Annotated in this window: 15 protein-coding genes; 8 read left to right on the top strand and 7 right to left on the bottom strand. The window is 56.4% G+C overall.

Annotated elements, in window-relative coordinates; genetic code table 11:
- Positions 1-3: 3 nt before the first annotated feature.
- Positions 4-1,323, bottom strand: coding sequence for a PTS cellobiose transporter subunit IIC (gene celB / locus ACQG11_RS02755; protein WP_023306683.1), 1,320 nt, complete (start codon positions 1,321-1,323; stop codon positions 4-6).
- Between the two features lie 147 nt (positions 1,324-1,470).
- Between celB and ACQG11_RS02750 the strand changes: the two genes are divergently transcribed.
- Entirely contained in the window at positions 1,471-2,295 is an 825-nt protein-coding gene (locus ACQG11_RS02750; protein WP_426728158.1) for an XRE family transcriptional regulator, read from the top strand.
- Here the strand turns inward: ACQG11_RS02750 and arsC are convergent.
- Both arsC and bepA read right to left on the bottom strand, forming a co-directional pair.
- Positions 2,292-2,648, bottom strand: coding sequence for an arsenate reductase (glutaredoxin) (gene arsC / locus ACQG11_RS02745; protein ID WP_193543638.1), 357 nt, complete (start codon positions 2,646-2,648; stop codon positions 2,292-2,294). The two genes, ACQG11_RS02750 and arsC, sit on opposite strands and share 4 nt — an antisense overlap.
- A gap of 13 nt (positions 2,649-2,661) precedes the next feature.
- Positions 2,662-4,125 (bottom strand): beta-barrel assembly-enhancing protease, encoded by a 1,464-nt coding sequence (gene bepA, locus ACQG11_RS02740; RefSeq protein WP_426728157.1) that lies wholly within the window; start codon positions 4,123-4,125, stop codon positions 2,662-2,664.
- 220 nt (positions 4,126-4,345) lie between these two features.
- Here bepA and ACQG11_RS02735 point away from each other — a divergent pair, with 220 nt between their 5' ends.
- A complete protein-coding gene (locus ACQG11_RS02735; protein ID WP_003860546.1) occupies positions 4,346-5,410 on the top strand; it encodes an AI-2E family transporter in 1,065 nt (354 codons plus the stop codon).
- Between the two features lie 533 nt (positions 5,411-5,943).
- Here the strand turns inward: ACQG11_RS02735 and bcp are convergent.
- Complete coding sequence (gene bcp, locus ACQG11_RS02730; RefSeq protein WP_022648972.1) at positions 5,944-6,414, bottom strand: thioredoxin-dependent thiol peroxidase; 471 nt, start codon at positions 6,412-6,414, stop codon at positions 5,944-5,946.
- The gene (locus tag ACQG11_RS02725; protein ID WP_000213743.1) at positions 6,414-6,983 is read right to left on the bottom strand and encodes a glycine cleavage system transcriptional repressor; all 570 of its coding nucleotides are present in this window, start codon (positions 6,981-6,983) and stop codon (positions 6,414-6,416) included. Before ACQG11_RS02725 ends, bcp begins: the two co-directional genes overlap by 1 nt.
- A gap of 145 nt (positions 6,984-7,128) precedes the next feature.
- Between ACQG11_RS02725 and dapA the strand changes: the two genes are divergently transcribed.
- From dapA to ypfH, 6 genes are all read left to right on the top strand, one after another.
- The gene (gene dapA, locus ACQG11_RS02720) at positions 7,129-8,007 is read left to right on the top strand and encodes a 4-hydroxy-tetrahydrodipicolinate synthase (protein WP_426728156.1); all 879 of its coding nucleotides are present in this window, start codon (positions 7,129-7,131) and stop codon (positions 8,005-8,007) included.
- A 16-nt stretch (positions 8,008-8,023) separates the two neighbouring features.
- The gene (gene bamC, locus ACQG11_RS02715) at positions 8,024-9,058 is read left to right on the top strand and encodes an outer membrane protein assembly factor BamC (protein ID WP_022648971.1); all 1,035 of its coding nucleotides are present in this window, start codon (positions 8,024-8,026) and stop codon (positions 9,056-9,058) included.
- A 109-nt stretch (positions 9,059-9,167) separates the two neighbouring features.
- Positions 9,168-9,881 (top strand): phosphoribosylaminoimidazolesuccinocarboxamide synthase, encoded by a 714-nt coding sequence (purC, locus tag ACQG11_RS02710; protein ID WP_001171626.1) that lies wholly within the window; start codon positions 9,168-9,170, stop codon positions 9,879-9,881.
- Between the two features lie 120 nt (positions 9,882-10,001).
- Complete coding sequence (ypfJ, locus tag ACQG11_RS02705; RefSeq protein ID WP_022648970.1) at positions 10,002-10,871, top strand: KPN_02809 family neutral zinc metallopeptidase; 870 nt, start codon at positions 10,002-10,004, stop codon at positions 10,869-10,871.
- Complete coding sequence (locus ACQG11_RS02700; protein WP_426728155.1) at positions 10,871-12,817, top strand: tRNA(Met) cytidine acetyltransferase TmcA; 1,947 nt, start codon at positions 10,871-10,873, stop codon at positions 12,815-12,817. The genes ypfJ and ACQG11_RS02700 overlap by 1 nt, the downstream gene beginning before the upstream one ends.
- 73 nt (positions 12,818-12,890) lie before the next feature.
- Positions 12,891-13,586, top strand: coding sequence for an esterase (gene ypfH, locus ACQG11_RS02695; protein ID WP_276350502.1), 696 nt, complete (start codon positions 12,891-12,893; stop codon positions 13,584-13,586).
- A 38-nt stretch (positions 13,587-13,624) separates the two neighbouring features.
- Here the strand turns inward: ypfH and ACQG11_RS02690 are convergent, their stop codons facing one another.
- Entirely contained in the window at positions 13,625-13,822 is a 198-nt protein-coding gene (locus ACQG11_RS02690; protein WP_000383991.1) for a YpfN family protein, read from the bottom strand.
- A 24-nt stretch (positions 13,823-13,846) separates the two neighbouring features.
- Positions 13,847-14,974 carry a succinyl-diaminopimelate desuccinylase gene (gene dapE, locus ACQG11_RS02685; protein ID WP_023306677.1) on the bottom strand — a complete coding sequence of 376 codons (1,128 nt, stop codon included), beginning with the start codon at positions 14,972-14,974 and terminating at the stop codon, positions 13,847-13,849.
- Position 14,975 lies beyond the last annotated feature (1 nt).

The following is a 14,975-nucleotide window of genomic DNA, read 5'->3' as shown; positions in this document are numbered from 1 at the left end:
GCTTTACTCCTGTTTTGCAAGGGTGGTGTCGGGTTGCGTAGCGGTAGTCAGCTCCGCGGCGCGGTACTGTTTATCCACGATACGCATGAAAGGCAGGTACAGCATGGCGCCAATCAGCAGGTTGATCAGCTGCATCACGCTGCCGCTCAGGTGCCCGGTGACGATAAAGCCGCTGATAACCGGCGGCAGCGTCCAGGGAATAAACACCCCGGTGGTGACGGCGACCGCGCCAATTTTCATCGCCGCATACTGCACGGTGACCAGCACCAGCGGCACCAGATTAAACGGGATGAGCATGATCGGGTTCATGATCACCGGCAGGCCAAACAGGATCGGTTCGTTGATGTTAAACACCGAGGCACCCGCACCGAGGCGCGCCACCTCTCGCATGTTTTTGCTGCGGGCGAAAATCAACATCGCAATCACCAGCGACAGCGTGGCCCCCGCGCCGCCCATCCAGATCATGTCAAAAAACTGTTCGGTGATGATGTGCGGCGGCGTCGTTCCCGCCTGGATCGCGGCGATGTTGTCGGTCTGGTTTTCCATCCACAGCGGGCGAATAATGCCGTTGATCATCGAACCGGAGTTAATGCCCACTGACCACAGAATGGTGATACTGAATACGGTCATCAGCGCACCGAAATAAGAGGTGCCGTAGTGGCGCACCGGGGTGGCAACCACTTCATAAATAAACTGGTGGATGGTGTGGTAGTGGGTGTTTTCAAATATGATGCGGATAATAAGCACCAGAATCATCACCAGCAGGGCCGGGATCAGCGCCGCGAACGACTCCTGCACCGCCGGAGGTACGCCGTCCGGCATTTTAATGACCAGCTTTTTGCGCTTCAGCCAGCAGAACAGTTCCGTCCACAGCAGGGAACCGATCATCGCCACAAACAACCCTTTGCTGCCAATCCACTCCACCGGCATCACGGTAATGCCGCCGTTTTCCGCCACTTTGATAAAGGGCGTCAGGATCAGGAAGGCGACCAGCGCCAGGATGCCGCAGGAGATGCGGTCCTCGCCATAGTGCTCAGCCAGGCGGTAGGCCACCAGGAAGCTGATAAACAGCGACATGGTTGAGAATACCGCGTTGAATGGAATCTCTATAATCGCACTCCAGCTCTCACCAAAGGCCTGAGACATAAACTGCTGATAGGCCTGATTCGGGAAGGAGGAGATCACCAGCAGGATGGAGCCGACGATGATAAACGGCATGAATGAAACGTAGGCCCCACGAATGGCCCCAAGATGACGCTGCTGGGCCGTTTTCGCCGCCAGCGGCATCAGTTTTGCTTCAAGAAATCCCAGAACATTGTTCATTGTGAACTCCGTACAAGATTGAGAGGTGTTGTTTATGTTATGTCTGTGGATTATCAGTGAAGCGCGGCGAGCGAAAGGTGAAATCGGTCACAAAGCATTCGCTGTTCTACTATAAATCTCATAAGATTAGTTGCGGAGAGAGACGCGATGGAAATCAAACTGCATGCTAACGCCACCACCACACCGCGTATCCGTCGCTATCTTCAGCAGTCGGATAAAAGCGACAGAGAGCTAGCTGTTGAACTGGGGATCTCGGTCACCACCGTCAGGCGCTGGCGCAACCGCGACCAGGTTTCGGATAACCACACAACGCCAAAAGTGATACACAAAGCATTGAGACAAGAGCAGGCGGCACTGATAAATGCCCTGCGGGATATCACTGGGGCACCGCTGGATGAACTGCTGCTGCTGGTGAATGACGGACTCGGGATCGCCGTTTCCCGCGCGACCCTGAACCGCTACCTCAAACCGGCTTCGGTAAGACAAAAGGGGGCGTCGTTGCAGGGCAAAAAGGCACTGAAGGCCGGTATCATGCCGCAGAAGCTACTTCTGCATCATCAGCCGCTATCGCTGCATATGGACGACGGTGGGGAGCAACACCTGCTCTGGGCGCGTGAACCCGTCAGCGGCTGGTGCTACGCCCGGCTTTATGCCGGTGTCTCGCCGCAGTTGCTGACCCGCTGGACGAACGAGGTGCTGGCTGCATGTCCGGCTGATATTCAATCTATTGAGACTTTTGGGCTAGAAGTGAACTTGCCGGAGCATAACGTCACCGTAAAAGTGCATTCACAGTATTATCTTGCCCTTCAGGTCACCGTGCCGTTACGTGAGATCATTCCGCGCGTGAATAGTGAACCGGCGGGAGAACTGTTGATCCAGTTGTGTGAATTTTTCAACCGGGGAAAAGCGCAGAAAAAGCTGGGGGAGAGTACGCCGCAGGCGTTTCTGGAAGCGCTGCGGCGTAACGATTAGAGGATCCCGAGTACGTCTTCCGGCGGACGGCCGATACGCGCCTTGCCGTTCGCCACGACAATCGGGCGCTCAATCAGCTTTGGATTGTCGACCATCGCCTGAATCAGCCGATCTTCAGTGAGACTGGTATCGTTCAGATTGAGCGATTTATACAGATCTTCTTTCTGACGCATCAGCTCGCGTGCGCTGCCCATGTTCAGCATCTTCAGCAGCTGGCGGATCGTCTGCGCGTCCGGGGGCGTCTCCAGATACAACACCACTTCCGGATCGATGTCGTTAGACTTCAGCAAATTCAGAGTCTCGCGGCTCTTGGAGCAGCGAGGGTTATGGTAAATTTTTACCGCGACTGTCATGACTTCTCCTTTATTACATCTTCTCGTACGGCTTAAAGCGTTGTTGCAGGCCACGCAGCTGGTCGATTCGCGCATCGTAGCGGGCCTGTTGCAGGCTACCGAGCTTCACCTGTGAGCTGGCGCTGCTTAGCAGGGATATGGCCTGATCGAGGCGCCCCGCCAGCGCCAGACCTTCCGCACGCGCGGCCAGCTCCTGATCGCGATTACCCAGTTGCCCCTGGGCCTGGGCGAGCAGCTCCCAGCCGTTCTGGTCATCTTTATTGTTAAAGGTATAGCGGTTCAGAATGGTCACCGCCTCGCCGGGCTGGCCGCCCTGTAAGTAGGCGTTCGCCAGGTTAAGTTGCAATACCGGATTGTTGCGAATGTCTTTCGCCCCTTTCAGACGGTTGATCGCATCGGTCGCTTTTTTCTGTCCTAAATCGATATCGGTTGCGAGGTCGAGATACCACGGATTGTCAGGCGCCGACGCCAGCAGCGGCTGTAGCGCTTTACGCGCTTCATCGTACTTGCTGGCCTCCATCGCCTGGAGTGCCTGACCATACTGCGCGGCGTTCTTCTCGCGCACGTTGCCTTTCGCCAGCGCGTCCAGCAGATCGCTGGTGAGCTGATTACGTCCGGAGTTGTACATGCCAAGCGTTCTCACTTTGGCCATGTAGAAATCCTGCGAGGACTGCACGACGACCGGACGCATCTGGTTAGCACGGTTACGCGCATCCGAGAGACGGCTTTCCGGCAACGGGTGGGTCAACAGAATTTCAGGCGGGCGCGACGAGTAGCGTGCCTGGTCGAGCAGTTTTTCCAGGAAGCTCGGCATGGCCTGCGGGTCAAAGCCGGAACGCTGTAAAACCTGAATGCCGATGCGGTCTGCTTCCTGCTCGTTCTGCTGGGTAAAGCTGATCATCCCCTGACGCGTCCCCGCCAGCGTCCCGGTAAGCGCCGCCATCCCGGCCTGCGGGCTGGCCATCGCCAGCAGAATAGAGCCCAGCGCGCCCACCCAGGTCAGAGGGGCGTTACGCTTCTGATCTTCCATCGCACGCGCCAGATGGCGCTGGGTGACGTGCGAAATTTCGTGCGCCATGACGGACGCCAGCTGGCTTTCGTTATCGGAATAACGGAACAACGCCGAATGCAGCACCACGTTCCCGCCAAAGAAGGCGAAGGCGTTGATTTCGTCGTTATTGATTAAATAGAAGTGGAAGGGCGTTTTTACCGAGTCTGCGTGCGCCACCAGTCGCATCCCCAGACCGTTGATGTACTGCACCAGCAAAGGGTCGTTAATCAGCGGAGCACTGCCGCGCAGCTGGCGTACGTAATAATCACCCATCTGCATCTCCTGCCCGATGGAGAGCGTGCTTCCTGCCGTGGTGCCCATGTCCGGCAATGAATCGGACGAGTCAGCGAAAGTGGGCAACACCTGACCCACCGTCACGGCGGCAATCAGTGTCGCAACCAGTGTTTTTCTCAACTGCCTGAACATAACCACTGTCCTGTATGTTGGATGTGCTAATTTGACCGATGAACCCGCATAACGTTCATCTCCGCTGCTCTGCGAGTGTAGCCGTGTTAAGAGATGAAGAAAATCCCATTCATCAGGGTTTTGCGAAACCTGACAGTGAAACAAAAAGGAAAGTCTTTTTTGTGACAGTTAGATACAATTCACCGTCTCACTCCCGCCATTCGATTCAGGGAAGGGTTGTATGCTCGAAATGTTAATGCAGTGGTATCGGCGTCGGTTTAGCGATCCGGAAGCCATTGCTTTGCTGGTCATTCTGGTTGCCGGATTCGGTATCCTGTTCTTCTTTAGTGGCCTGTTGGCACCGCTTCTGGTGGCGATTGTGCTGGCGTATCTGCTGGAGTGGCCCACCGCGCGTCTGGAACATATCGGCTGTTCCCGACGCTGGGCGACCAGCATTGTTCTGGTGCTGTTTGTCGGCATTCTGCTGCTGATGTCCTTCGTGGTGATGCCCATCGCCTGGCAACAGGGGATCTACCTGATCCGCGACATGCCCGGCATGCTGAATAAACTTTCTGATTTTGCCGCCACGCTGCCGCGCCGCTATCCTGCGCTGATGGACGCCGGGATCATCGATGCGATGGCCGAAAACATGCGCGCCCGCATCATGACCATGGGTGACTCGGTGGTGAAATACTCTCTGGCCTCGCTGGTGGGGTTGCTGACGCTGGCGGTTTACCTTGTTCTCGTGCCGCTAATGGTGTTTTTCCTGGTCAAAGATAAAGAGCAGATGCTGAATGCGGTGCGCCGCGTGCTGCCGCGCAATCGCGGTCTCGCAGGACAGGTCTGGCAGGAGATGAACCAGCAAATCACCAACTATATTCGCGGCAAAGTGCTGGAGATGATTGTGGTGGGCGTGGCGACCTGGATTGGCTTCGTGATTTTCGGGCTGAACTACTCGCTGCTGCTGGCGGTGTTGGTCGGATTCTCGGTTCTGATCCCGTATATCGGCGCGTTTGTGGTGACCATTCCGGTAGTCGGTGTGGCGCTGTTCCAGTTTGGTCTGGGTACGGAGTTCTGGAGCTGTTTCGCCGTATACCTGATTATTCAGGGACTGGACGGGAACCTGCTGGTACCGGTGCTGTTCTCAGAAGCAGTTAACCTGCATCCGTTGGTGATTATCCTGTCAGTGGTGATTTTCGGCGGGCTGTGGGGATTCTGGGGCGTGTTCTTCGCCATTCCGCTGGCGACGCTGATTAAAGCCGTGGTCCACGCGTGGCCGGATGTGCCGGCGGTGGAAGAGAAGTAGATTTAGTGCGGGCTGATGCCCTCACCCAACCCTCTCCCACGGGGCTGAGGGATCCCCAGTAATTTTTTTATGCAGAAGCAATAAAGTTGCTTTCTAAATGGCTGAGGGCTGTCAGCGATGCTCTGGTCCGGCTGTAAATCGCTGAGGCGTTTGCCTTCCGGCCGGGGCGAGGCGCAGGGATGCGCCGAGAGGGCGGCTTTACAGGGACGTTGCCTCCGCCCGTACCCGATAAGCCGGAAGGAATAAGCCGAGGGCACCGCGAAGCGGCGATTTACCGCCGGGAGCCCGGGTCGCCAGGGTGGTGGCGACTGAGCCACCCTGGCACGTTCACCGGTCATGTCGTTACAGAGTAGCAAGGAACATAAAGTGAACGGAATGACCACCACCGCCGTATGTTCCCCTCACCCTAACCCTCTCCCCGGAGGGGCGAGGGGATTGCTCAGTGCTCGCATTAATTTGTGGGGAACCCTCAGCCCACGGGGAGAGGGGGCAAACACTAAAAACGGCAACCTGGGTTGCCGTTTTGCTGTTTATCAGGCGCTTTGTTTCAGCCAGTTCAACACCACGTCGTGGTGGTTGCTGGTTTTGAAATCATCAAACACGTGCTCAACTTTACCGTCAGCGTCAATCAGGAAGCTGATGCGGTGAATACCGTCGTACGTTTTGCCCATAAAGGACTTCTCACCCCAGACGCCAAACTGCTCGCAAACCTGGTGGTCTTCATCGGAAAGCAGCGTGAAGTTCAGCAGCTCTTTTTCCGCAAAACGTGACAGCTTCTCTGGTTTATCGGTGCTGATGCCCAGCACTTCCACACCGACCTTTTTCAACTCATCCATGTTGTCGCGTAAACCGCAGGCCTGTACGGTACAGCCCGGGGTCATGGCTTTCGGGTAGAAATAGACCAGAACACGCTGTCCCTGGAAGTCGGTCAAATTTACTTGCTCGCCGTCTTGATCCGGTAAGCTAAATTTCGGTGCGATATCACCGGCTTTCAGTGGGTTCATTACTCAACTCCATCCTGTTCGTGCTGCGAATAATCGACGACGCTTATACTGCCTTGCGCGTGTAATTCTGTACAGAGGGCTTTGAACGCTTGCTCGATATTTGACGCATCCTGCGAGGCAGGGCTGTGGGCGGTAATTTGAATAAACAGCGTCGGGATGGCGTTTTCATCGCCAGGCTGCGTGCGGGAAACCAGTTCGGCAATGTTCATCTGATGGCTGTCAAACAGTGCCGTAAAACGTTCAATCAGATGAGGTGAATCAGGCACTTCAACCTGTACCCAGACTGTGGCAGGCAGAGCCGGACGCGGGCGCGCGGTGGTGCGCTTCATCACAATCAGTAAATCCAGCTCTGCGCCTTTCAGCGGCAGGGTAGATTCGATGAGGGTAATGGCATTCCATGTTCCGGAAAGCAGCATGATGAACGTGAACTCTTCGCCAAGCATAGCCAGCCGGCTGTCTTCGATATTGCAGCCGCAGCTGCTCACGTGGCGAGTGATGGTATTCACGATACCCGGCCTGTCAGCACCCAGCGCAGTGATAACCAGGTAATGTTGTGATGAGGTTGTCAAACCTGTTCTTCCTTTGCGTGGTTAAGTCTTCCTAAGGAAAGCATAAAAAAAACATGCATACAACCGCCTGAGAGCCTCAGGTCGCTTGCTTTTATTACAGTTCCAAACGTAACATTGAGGCTCTTGTTCGCACAGAGGATGGCTCATGTTCACGGGAAGTATTGTCGCGCTTGTTACACCGATGGATGAAAAAGGTAATGTCTGCCGGTCAAGCATGAAGAAGCTCATTGATTACCATGTCGCCAATGGAACCTCGGCGATCGTTTCGGTAGGGACTACCGGTGAATCCGCCACGCTGAGCCACGAAGAGCACGGCGATGTTGTGATGCTGACCCTGGAACTGGCGGACGGGCGTATTCCGGTCATCGCGGGTACGGGCGCAAACGCAACGGCAGAGGCCATTAGCCTGACTCAGCGTTTTAACGACAGCGGCATTGTTGGCTGTCTGACGGTGACCCCTTACTACAACCGCCCAACTCAGGAAGGTTTGTTCCAGCATTTCAAAGCCATCGCTGAACATACTGACTTGCCACAAATTCTGTATAATGTGCCGTCCCGTACCGGTTGCGATATGCTGCCGGAAACCGTTGGCCGTCTCTCGAAAGTAAAAAATATTATCGGGATTAAAGAGGCGACAGGGAACTTAAGCCGCGTTCATCAGATCAAAGAGCTGGTTTCAGACGACTTTATCCTGTTGAGCGGTGATGATGCGACCGCACTGGACTTTATGCAGCTCGGTGGTAACGGCGTTATTTCCGTGACGGCGAACGTGGCGGCGCGTGATATGGCTGACATGTGCAAACTGGCCGCAGCCGGTCACTTTGATGAAGCTCGCGTGATTAATCAGCGTCTGATGCCGTTGCATAATAAATTATTTGTCGAACCCAATCCGATCCCAGTGAAATGGGCATGTAAGGAGTTGGGGCTTGTAGCAACCGACACGCTGCGTCTGCCAATGACACTGATTACCGACCATGGTCGTGAAATTGTCGCTGGCGCGCTGAAGCATGCCGGTTTGCTGTAAAGTTTAGGGAGATTTGATGGCTTATTCAGTACAGAAGTCGCGCCTGGCCAAGGTTGCGGGTGTTTCGCTTGTTATGCTCCTCGCTGCCTGTAGTTCAGACTCGCGCTACAAGCGCCAGGTGAGCGGTGATGAATCCTATCTGGATGCGCCGCCGCTTGCTGAACTTCACGCGCCTGCCGGCATGATCCTGCCGATCCAGAACGGTGATTATAATATTCCGGTTACCAACGGCAGCGGCCTGGTGGGTAAAGCGCTCGATATTCGTCCGCCAGCTCAGCCTCTGGCGCTGGTGAGTGGCGCGCGCACGCAGTTCACCGGTGATACAGCTTCTCTGCTGGTGGAAAGCGCACGCGGTACCACGCTGTGGCCGCAGGTTGTGAGCGTCATTCAGTCGAAAAACTATACGATTGATAAACGCGACGACGCCAGCCAGACCTTAACCACCGACTGGATTGAGTGGAACCGTCTCGATGAAGACCAGCAGTATCGTGGTCGTTATCAAGTCTCCGTTAAGCCGCAGGGTTATCAGCAGGCGGTTACCGTTAAGCTGTTGAATCTTGAGCAGGCAGGTAAACCGGTTGCCGATCCGTCCGCCATGCAGCGCTACAGTACCGAAATGCTGAACGTGATTGCAGCGGGTCTGGATAAGAACGCTGCTGATGCCGCAAACGCCGCGCAGAACCGTAACGGCTCAACGTTTGACGTGCAGAGCGGTGCAGACGATACCGGCCTGCCAATGCTGGTGGTGCGTGCGCCGTTTAACCAGACCTGGCAGCGTCTGCCAGCCACGCTGGAAAAAGTGGGCATGAAGGTGACCGACAGCACCCGTTCAACGGGCAGCATCACAGCGACCTATAAGCCGCTGTCTGAAAGTGCCTGGCAGGAGCTGGGGGCAAGCGATCCACAGTTGCCTTCCGGTGACTACAAAATCCAGGTCGGCGACCTCGATAACCGCAGCAGCCTGCAGTTTATCGATCCGAAAGGACACACGCTGACCCAGGCGCAGAACGATGCGCTGGTCGCTGCCTTCCAGGCCGCATTCAGCAAATAATAGTGAGGGCTGGTTAATCCAGCCCTTTTTATTTTCGTGCCACGCAAACGTGTGCGTGGCATAATATGGCCAGTTTTGAATACAAATCATCACACCAGGAGTAATGAAGATGCAGAAGCAAGCTGAGTTGTATCGTGGCAAAGCGAAAACCGTATACAGCACGGAAAACCCGGATCTGTTGGTGCTCGAATTCCGCAATGATACGTCAGCAGGAGACGGCGCACGCATTGAGCAGTTCGATCGTAAGGGCATGGTGAACAACAAGTTCAACCACTTCATTATGACCAAACTGGCCGAAGCCGGTATCCCGACTCAGATGGAAGCGTTGTTGTCCGATACGGAATGTCTGGTAAAAAAACTGGATATGGTGCCGGTTGAGTGCGTGATCCGTAACCGTGCCGCAGGCTCCCTGGTGAAGCGTCTGGGCATTGAAGAGGGTATCGAACTGAATCCACCGCTGTTCGATCTGTTCCTGAAAAACGACGCCATGCATGACCCGATGGTCAACGAATCCTACTGTGAAACCTTCGGCTGGGTCAGCAAAGAGAACCTGGCGCGCATGCAGGAACTGACCTACAAAGCCAACGACGTGCTGAAAAAGCTGTTTGATGACGCGGGCCTGATCCTGGTCGACTTCAAGCTGGAGTTCGGTCTGTACAAAGGCGAAGTGGTGCTGGGCGACGAGTTCTCTCCTGACGGCAGCCGCCTGTGGGACAAAGAGACGCTGGATAAAATGGACAAAGACCGTTTCCGCCAGAGTCTGGGTGGCGTGGTCGAAGCGTACGAAGCGGTTGCTCACCGTTTAGGCGTTAAGCTCGACTAAACTGCGCATTTGCCAAAGGATGTTGGCATCCTTTGGCGTCTTATCCTTGTTTACTATGGTAATCCTTTCATTAACCGCCTACGATCATAGCTATTATAAATGGAATAGTTCGAGGTGTTTATGCGCTGGCAAGGGCGTCGTGAAAGTGACAACGTAGAAGACAGACGCAGCAGTGGTGGCGGTGGGCCGTCTATGGGCGGGCCAGGTTTCCGGTTACCCAGCGGCAAGGGCGGTATTATTCTGCTGGTCGTCGTGCTGGTAGCGGGCTACTACGGTGTCGACCTGACCGGTTTGATGACCGGTGAAACCGGGCAACAGCAGCAGTATTCTCAGCGCTCCATCAGCCCGAATGAAGATGAAGCGGCGAAATTTACTTCCGTTATTCTCGCGACGACTGAAGATACCTGGGGTCAGCAGTTCGAGAAAATGGGGCGGACTTATCAGCCGCCAAAACTGGTGATGTACCGGGGAGCAACCCGCACGGGCTGCGGCACCGGGCAGTCCGTTATGGGGCCGTTCTACTGCCCGGCGGACAGCACCGTCTATATCGATCTCTCCTTCTATGACGACATGAAAAGCAAGCTGGGCGCCGACGGCGATTTTGCCCAGGGCTACGTGATCGCGCATGAAGTCGGCCACCATGTGCAGAAGCTCCTCGGCATTGAACCTAAAGTGCGTCAGATGCAGCAGAATGCGTCTCAGGCGGAGGTGAATCATCTCTCCGTACGCATGGAGCTTCAGGCCGACTGCTTCGCTGGCGTCTGGGGACATAGCATGCAGCAGCAGGGCGTGCTGGAAACAGGCGATCTGGAAGAGGCCCTGAATGCCGCACAGGCGATTGGTGACGATCGCTTGCAGCAGCAAAGCCAGGGGCGCGTTGTGCCGGACAGCTTTACCCATGGCACCTCAGAGCAGCGCTACAGCTGGTTTAAGCGTGGCTTTGACAGCGGCAACCCGTCGCAGTGTAATACCTTCGGCAAAGCTATGTGATGTTGGGGGTTGAACAGCTGGTTAACCAGCTTCAGCGTACCGGGCACCGCCGGCTGGTGGTGCTTAGCGGCGATGAAGCGTGGACGTTGAGCCAGGCGACCATCCTGCGCGATACGTTACCAGGAGACTGGCTGTGGCTGGAGGAAAACCCCTTTAAGGCCATCAGCGGCCTGCTGGGACGTGAATATCTGCACGCCGTTTTTGACGCGCGTCGCGGGTTTGACGTCTCGGCCTTCGCCGCCCTCAGCGGGACCCTGCGCGCCGGAAGCCTTCTGGTGCTGCTGGTGCCGCCGTTCTCCGTCTGGGCTAACAGGCCCGACGCGGATTCTCTACGCTGGAGCGACAGCGCCGAGCCGATCGCCACCCCGCACTTTGTTTACCATTTTTGCCGGACGCTGGCCGCCGATTCAGATGCTATCGTCTGGCATCAACATCGTCCGCTGTGCCTTCCCGTTGCGCCAGATTTACCCGCCTGGCAGCCCGCCAGCGGTGAACCGCAGCGCGAGCAGGCTGCGATCCTCGACGCGCTTCTGACCATGCCTGCTGGCGTGGCTGCCGTGACGGCCCCGCGCGGACGAGGAAAGTCCGCCCTGGCGGGCATGTTGCTCAACGGCATTCAGGGTAGTGCTGTAGTGACCGCACCGGCAAAAGGGGCGACGGATGTCATCGCGCGTTTCGCCGGGGAACATTTTCACTTTATGGCCCCGGATGCGCTGCTGGCCTCCACAACAGAAGCTGACTGGCTGATTGTCGATGAGGCGGCCGCCATCCCCGGCCCGCTGCTCGAGAAACTGACGATGCGCTTTTCCCGCGTGTTGTTGACCACTACGGTGCAGGGTTATGAAGGCACGGGCAGGGGATTCCTGCTGAAGTTCTGCGCCCGGTTCAGCGGTCTGCGGCGATATACCTTATCAACCCCTGTACGCTGGGCTGCCGGATGTCCTCTTGAGCGAATCGTGGCGAACGCGCTGCTGTTCGACGATGCGCTTATCGATCGCAAACCGGCAGGGGAGGTAAGTTTAACGTCGCTGGAGCCCGGGGTGTGGGAGAGCGATCCGGCGCGCGGGGCAGGCGTGTATGAACTGCTGTGTGCCGCGCACTACCGGACGTCACCCCTCGATTTACGCCGGATGATGGACGCCCCCGGCCAGCACTTTGCTGTTGCTCAGGCGGGCGCGGAGATCGCTGGCGCGCTCTGGCTGGTGGAGGAGGGCGGCTTATCCCCAGAGCTTAGTCGCGCGGTGTGGGCGGGATTTCGTCGGCCGCGTGGAAATCTGGTGGCACAGTCGCTGGCTGCCCACGGCGGATCGCCTCTCGCGGCGACGCTGAAAGGCCGACGCGTCAGCCGTATTGCGGTTCATCCTCATCGCCAGCGGGAAGGCATCGGCCAGGGGCTGATCCGCAGTGCCAGCGGAGAAGATTATCTCTCGGTCAGCTTTGGCTATACCGACGAGCTGTGGCGTTTCTGGCGGCAGTGCGGGTTTGTGCTGGTGCGAATGGGCAGCCACCGGGAGGCCAGCAGCGGGTGCTATACGGCGATGGCGTTGCTGCCGCTGAGCGAGGCGGGGCATCAGCTCTGCGAAGAGGCGCATCAGCGTTTATGTCGTGATATGCGCGTCCTGTCGGCCTGGAATGGCGAAAAGATCCCGGTGATGGATGCATGGGAAGCTACCCTTAATAGTGACGACTGGCTGGAGCTGGCGGGGTTTGCCTTTGCGCACCGGGCGTTTTCAACCTCGGTTGCGGCGCTAACGCGATTGTTGTTTGCCGTGGATATGCCGCTCCCGGCGCTGCGTGGGAAAATGGAAGGGAATACGCACGATTTCGGGCGCAAAGCGTTGCTGGCGAAGCTACGCGAGGAAACCGCTCACGCGCTTGAAAGGCTTGATTACTCTCGTAGCCAGCGGCTGAAAGCCGACATTTTGCAATGGCAATTTTTTCAATGACTTCTTCAGTAAAGTGGCATGGTCATTACCCCGCAGAGGCGTAAAATCCTGCTTAACAATTAAGGAGATCGCCATGAAACATGACCATTTTGTTGTGCAAAGCCCGGATACACCTGCTAAACAGCTACTGCTTCTGTTTCATGGCGTGGGCGACAATGCCGTCAATATGGGACAGATTGGCAGCTGGTTTGCACCCGTTTTCCCACACGCGCTGATCGTCAGTATCGGCGGCGTGGAGCCCTGCGGTCCGGACGGGCGGCAGTGGTTTTCCGTCGAGGGCGTGACGGAGGAAAATCGTCAGGCACGTATTGATGCCGTTATGCCAGCCTTTATCGATACCGTGCGTTACTGGCAGCAGCAGAGCGGCGTAGGTGCCAATGCAACAGCGCTGATTGGCTTCTCTCAGGGCTCAATCATGTCGCTGGAAAGCGTAAAAGCGCAGCCCGGACTGGTGTCCCGCGTGATTGCCTTCAATGGGCGTTTTGCGACGTTACCGCAAAGCGCGACCACGCAGACCACGATCCATCTCATTCATGGGGGTGAAGACCGGGTAATTGAGCTTTCGCATGCGGTTGCGGCCCAGGACGCGCTGATGCGTGAAGGCGGGGATGTGACGCTGGATATCGTGGACGATCTGGGGCATGCCATTGACGATCGCAGCATGCAGTTCGCGCTCGATCATCTGCGTTATACCGTACCGAAGCACTACTTTGATGAAGCGCTCAGCGGCGGTAAGCCGAATGACGATGATATCGTCGAGTTTATGTGAGGTTTCCCCTCTCCTTAGGGAGAGGGAAAACAGAGCGATTACTTCTTCTGGTCCTTCTTCGGCCAGTCGTCTTCATCGTCCCACTTGTCGTTAAAATCACGGTGCGGCGGAAGATCCGGTTTGTTGGCAAGGAACTTTTTGTGGTCAACGCGCTTGAGATCTTTAATCACGTTAAGCAGCACGCCTACCAGAAACACCAACACCAGAATCCACCAGTACTTTGAAAGCCAGTCCATTCGCTAATCCTCTTTAAGCACCCGTCAGGCGACGAGCTGCTCCATAATACGTTGATACATGCGGGCCAGCAGTTGTAAATCGGCAGCGTTCACGCATTCATTGATTTTGTGAATCGTCGCGTTAACCGGACCCAGTTCGACAACCTGTGCGCCCATGCGGGCGATAAAGCGTCCGTCAGACGTGCCGCCCGTTGTCAGCAGCTGTGGCTTAATCTCATTATAGTGCGCGATGGCGTTCACTACCGCATCCACCAGTTTACCGCGCTGCGTCAGGAACGGCTGGCCAGACAGCCACCAGTCGAGGGTATAGCGCAGCTGGTATTTTTCGAGCATCGCAATCACGCGTGCTTTGATCATCTCGTCGGTCAGTTCGGTGCTGAAGCGGAAGTTAAACTGGACGAAGAGATCGCCGGGAATGACGTTGTTGCTGCCGGTGCCGGCCTTGATGTTGGCTATCTGCATGCTGGTTGGCGGGAAAAATTCGTTGCCTTTATCCCATTCAATGCCCACCAGTTCGTTCAGCATCGGCGCGGCGCGGTGTACCGGGTTATCCGCCAGGTGCGGATAGGCAACATGGCCCTGCACGCCATGAATGGTCAAATTGCAGGTCAGGGATCCACGGCGGCCATTTTTCACCACATCGCCCACCACTTCGGTACTGGACGGTTCGCCCACCAGACAGTAGTCCAGACGTTCATTGCGCGCCATCAGCGCCTCAACGACCTTCACGGTGCCGTTGTGGGCGCTGGCTTCTTCATCGGAGGTAATCAAAAACGCAAGACGGTTTTTATGGTTCGGATGCTGGGCGACGAAACGCTCTGCCGCCACGACCATCGCAGCCAGGGAACCTTTCATATCCGCAGCGCCGCGTCCGAAAAGCATGCCGTCGCGGATGGTTGGCTCAAAAGGCGGGTTGATCCAGCGGTCTGCGTCGCCTGCGGGAACTACGTCGGTATGTCCGGCAAACGCCAGCGTCTCCCCCTGACCGCGCCATGCCCAGAAGTTCTGCGTATCGCCAAAATCCATGTGCTCGACGGTAAAACCGATGGCACGCAGGCGCTCAATCATTAATGCCTGACAACCTGCGTCGTCCGGGCTAAGGGAAGGACGGCGAATAAGCTGCTGAGTCAGCTCAATGACCGGGCATGACATA

The organism is Enterobacter cloacae complex sp. 372C4 (genome assembly GCF_050030615.1).
In the GTDB taxonomy this organism is placed as follows: domain Bacteria; phylum Pseudomonadota; class Gammaproteobacteria; order Enterobacterales; family Enterobacteriaceae; genus Enterobacter; species Enterobacter intestinihominis.
The sequence above is the reverse complement of the archived record's forward strand: the minus strand, read 5'-3'. Positions and strand labels throughout refer to the sequence as shown.

Bases quoted from the DNA above. Each gene is read 5' to 3' on its own strand.
- dapA (WP_426728156.1), top strand. From the start codon at position 7,129: ATGTTCACGGGAAGTATTGTCGCGCTTGTTACACCGATGGATGAAAAA.
- ACQG11_RS02700 (WP_426728155.1), top strand. From the start codon at position 10,871: ATGTTGGGGGTTGAACAGCTGGTTAACCAGCTTCAGCGTACCGGGCAC.
- ypfJ (WP_022648970.1), top strand. From the start codon at position 10,002: ATGCGCTGGCAAGGGCGTCGTGAAAGTGACAACGTAGAAGACAGACGC.
- ACQG11_RS02735 (WP_003860546.1), top strand. From the start codon at position 4,346: ATGCTCGAAATGTTAATGCAGTGGTATCGGCGTCGGTTTAGCGATCCG.
- ACQG11_RS02750 (WP_426728158.1), top strand. From the start codon at position 1,471: ATGGAAATCAAACTGCATGCTAACGCCACCACCACACCGCGTATCCGT.
- celB (WP_023306683.1), bottom strand. From the start codon at position 1,323: ATGAACAATGTTCTGGGATTTCTTGAAGCAAAACTGATGCCGCTGGCG.
- bcp (WP_022648972.1), bottom strand. From the start codon at position 6,414: ATGAACCCACTGAAAGCCGGTGATATCGCACCGAAATTTAGCTTACCG.
- ypfH (WP_276350502.1), top strand. From the start codon at position 12,891: ATGAAACATGACCATTTTGTTGTGCAAAGCCCGGATACACCTGCTAAA.
- ACQG11_RS02690 (WP_000383991.1), bottom strand. From the start codon at position 13,822: ATGGACTGGCTTTCAAAGTACTGGTGGATTCTGGTGTTGGTGTTTCTG.
- bamC (WP_022648971.1), top strand. From the start codon at position 8,024: ATGGCTTATTCAGTACAGAAGTCGCGCCTGGCCAAGGTTGCGGGTGTT.
- dapE (WP_023306677.1), bottom strand. From the start codon at position 14,974: ATGTCATGCCCGGTCATTGAGCTGACTCAGCAGCTTATTCGCCGTCCT.
- bepA (WP_426728157.1), bottom strand. From the start codon at position 4,125: ATGTTCAGGCAGTTGAGAAAAACACTGGTTGCGACACTGATTGCCGCC.
- arsC (WP_193543638.1), bottom strand. From the start codon at position 2,648: ATGACAGTCGCGGTAAAAATTTACCATAACCCTCGCTGCTCCAAGAGC.
- purC (WP_001171626.1), top strand. From the start codon at position 9,168: ATGCAGAAGCAAGCTGAGTTGTATCGTGGCAAAGCGAAAACCGTATAC.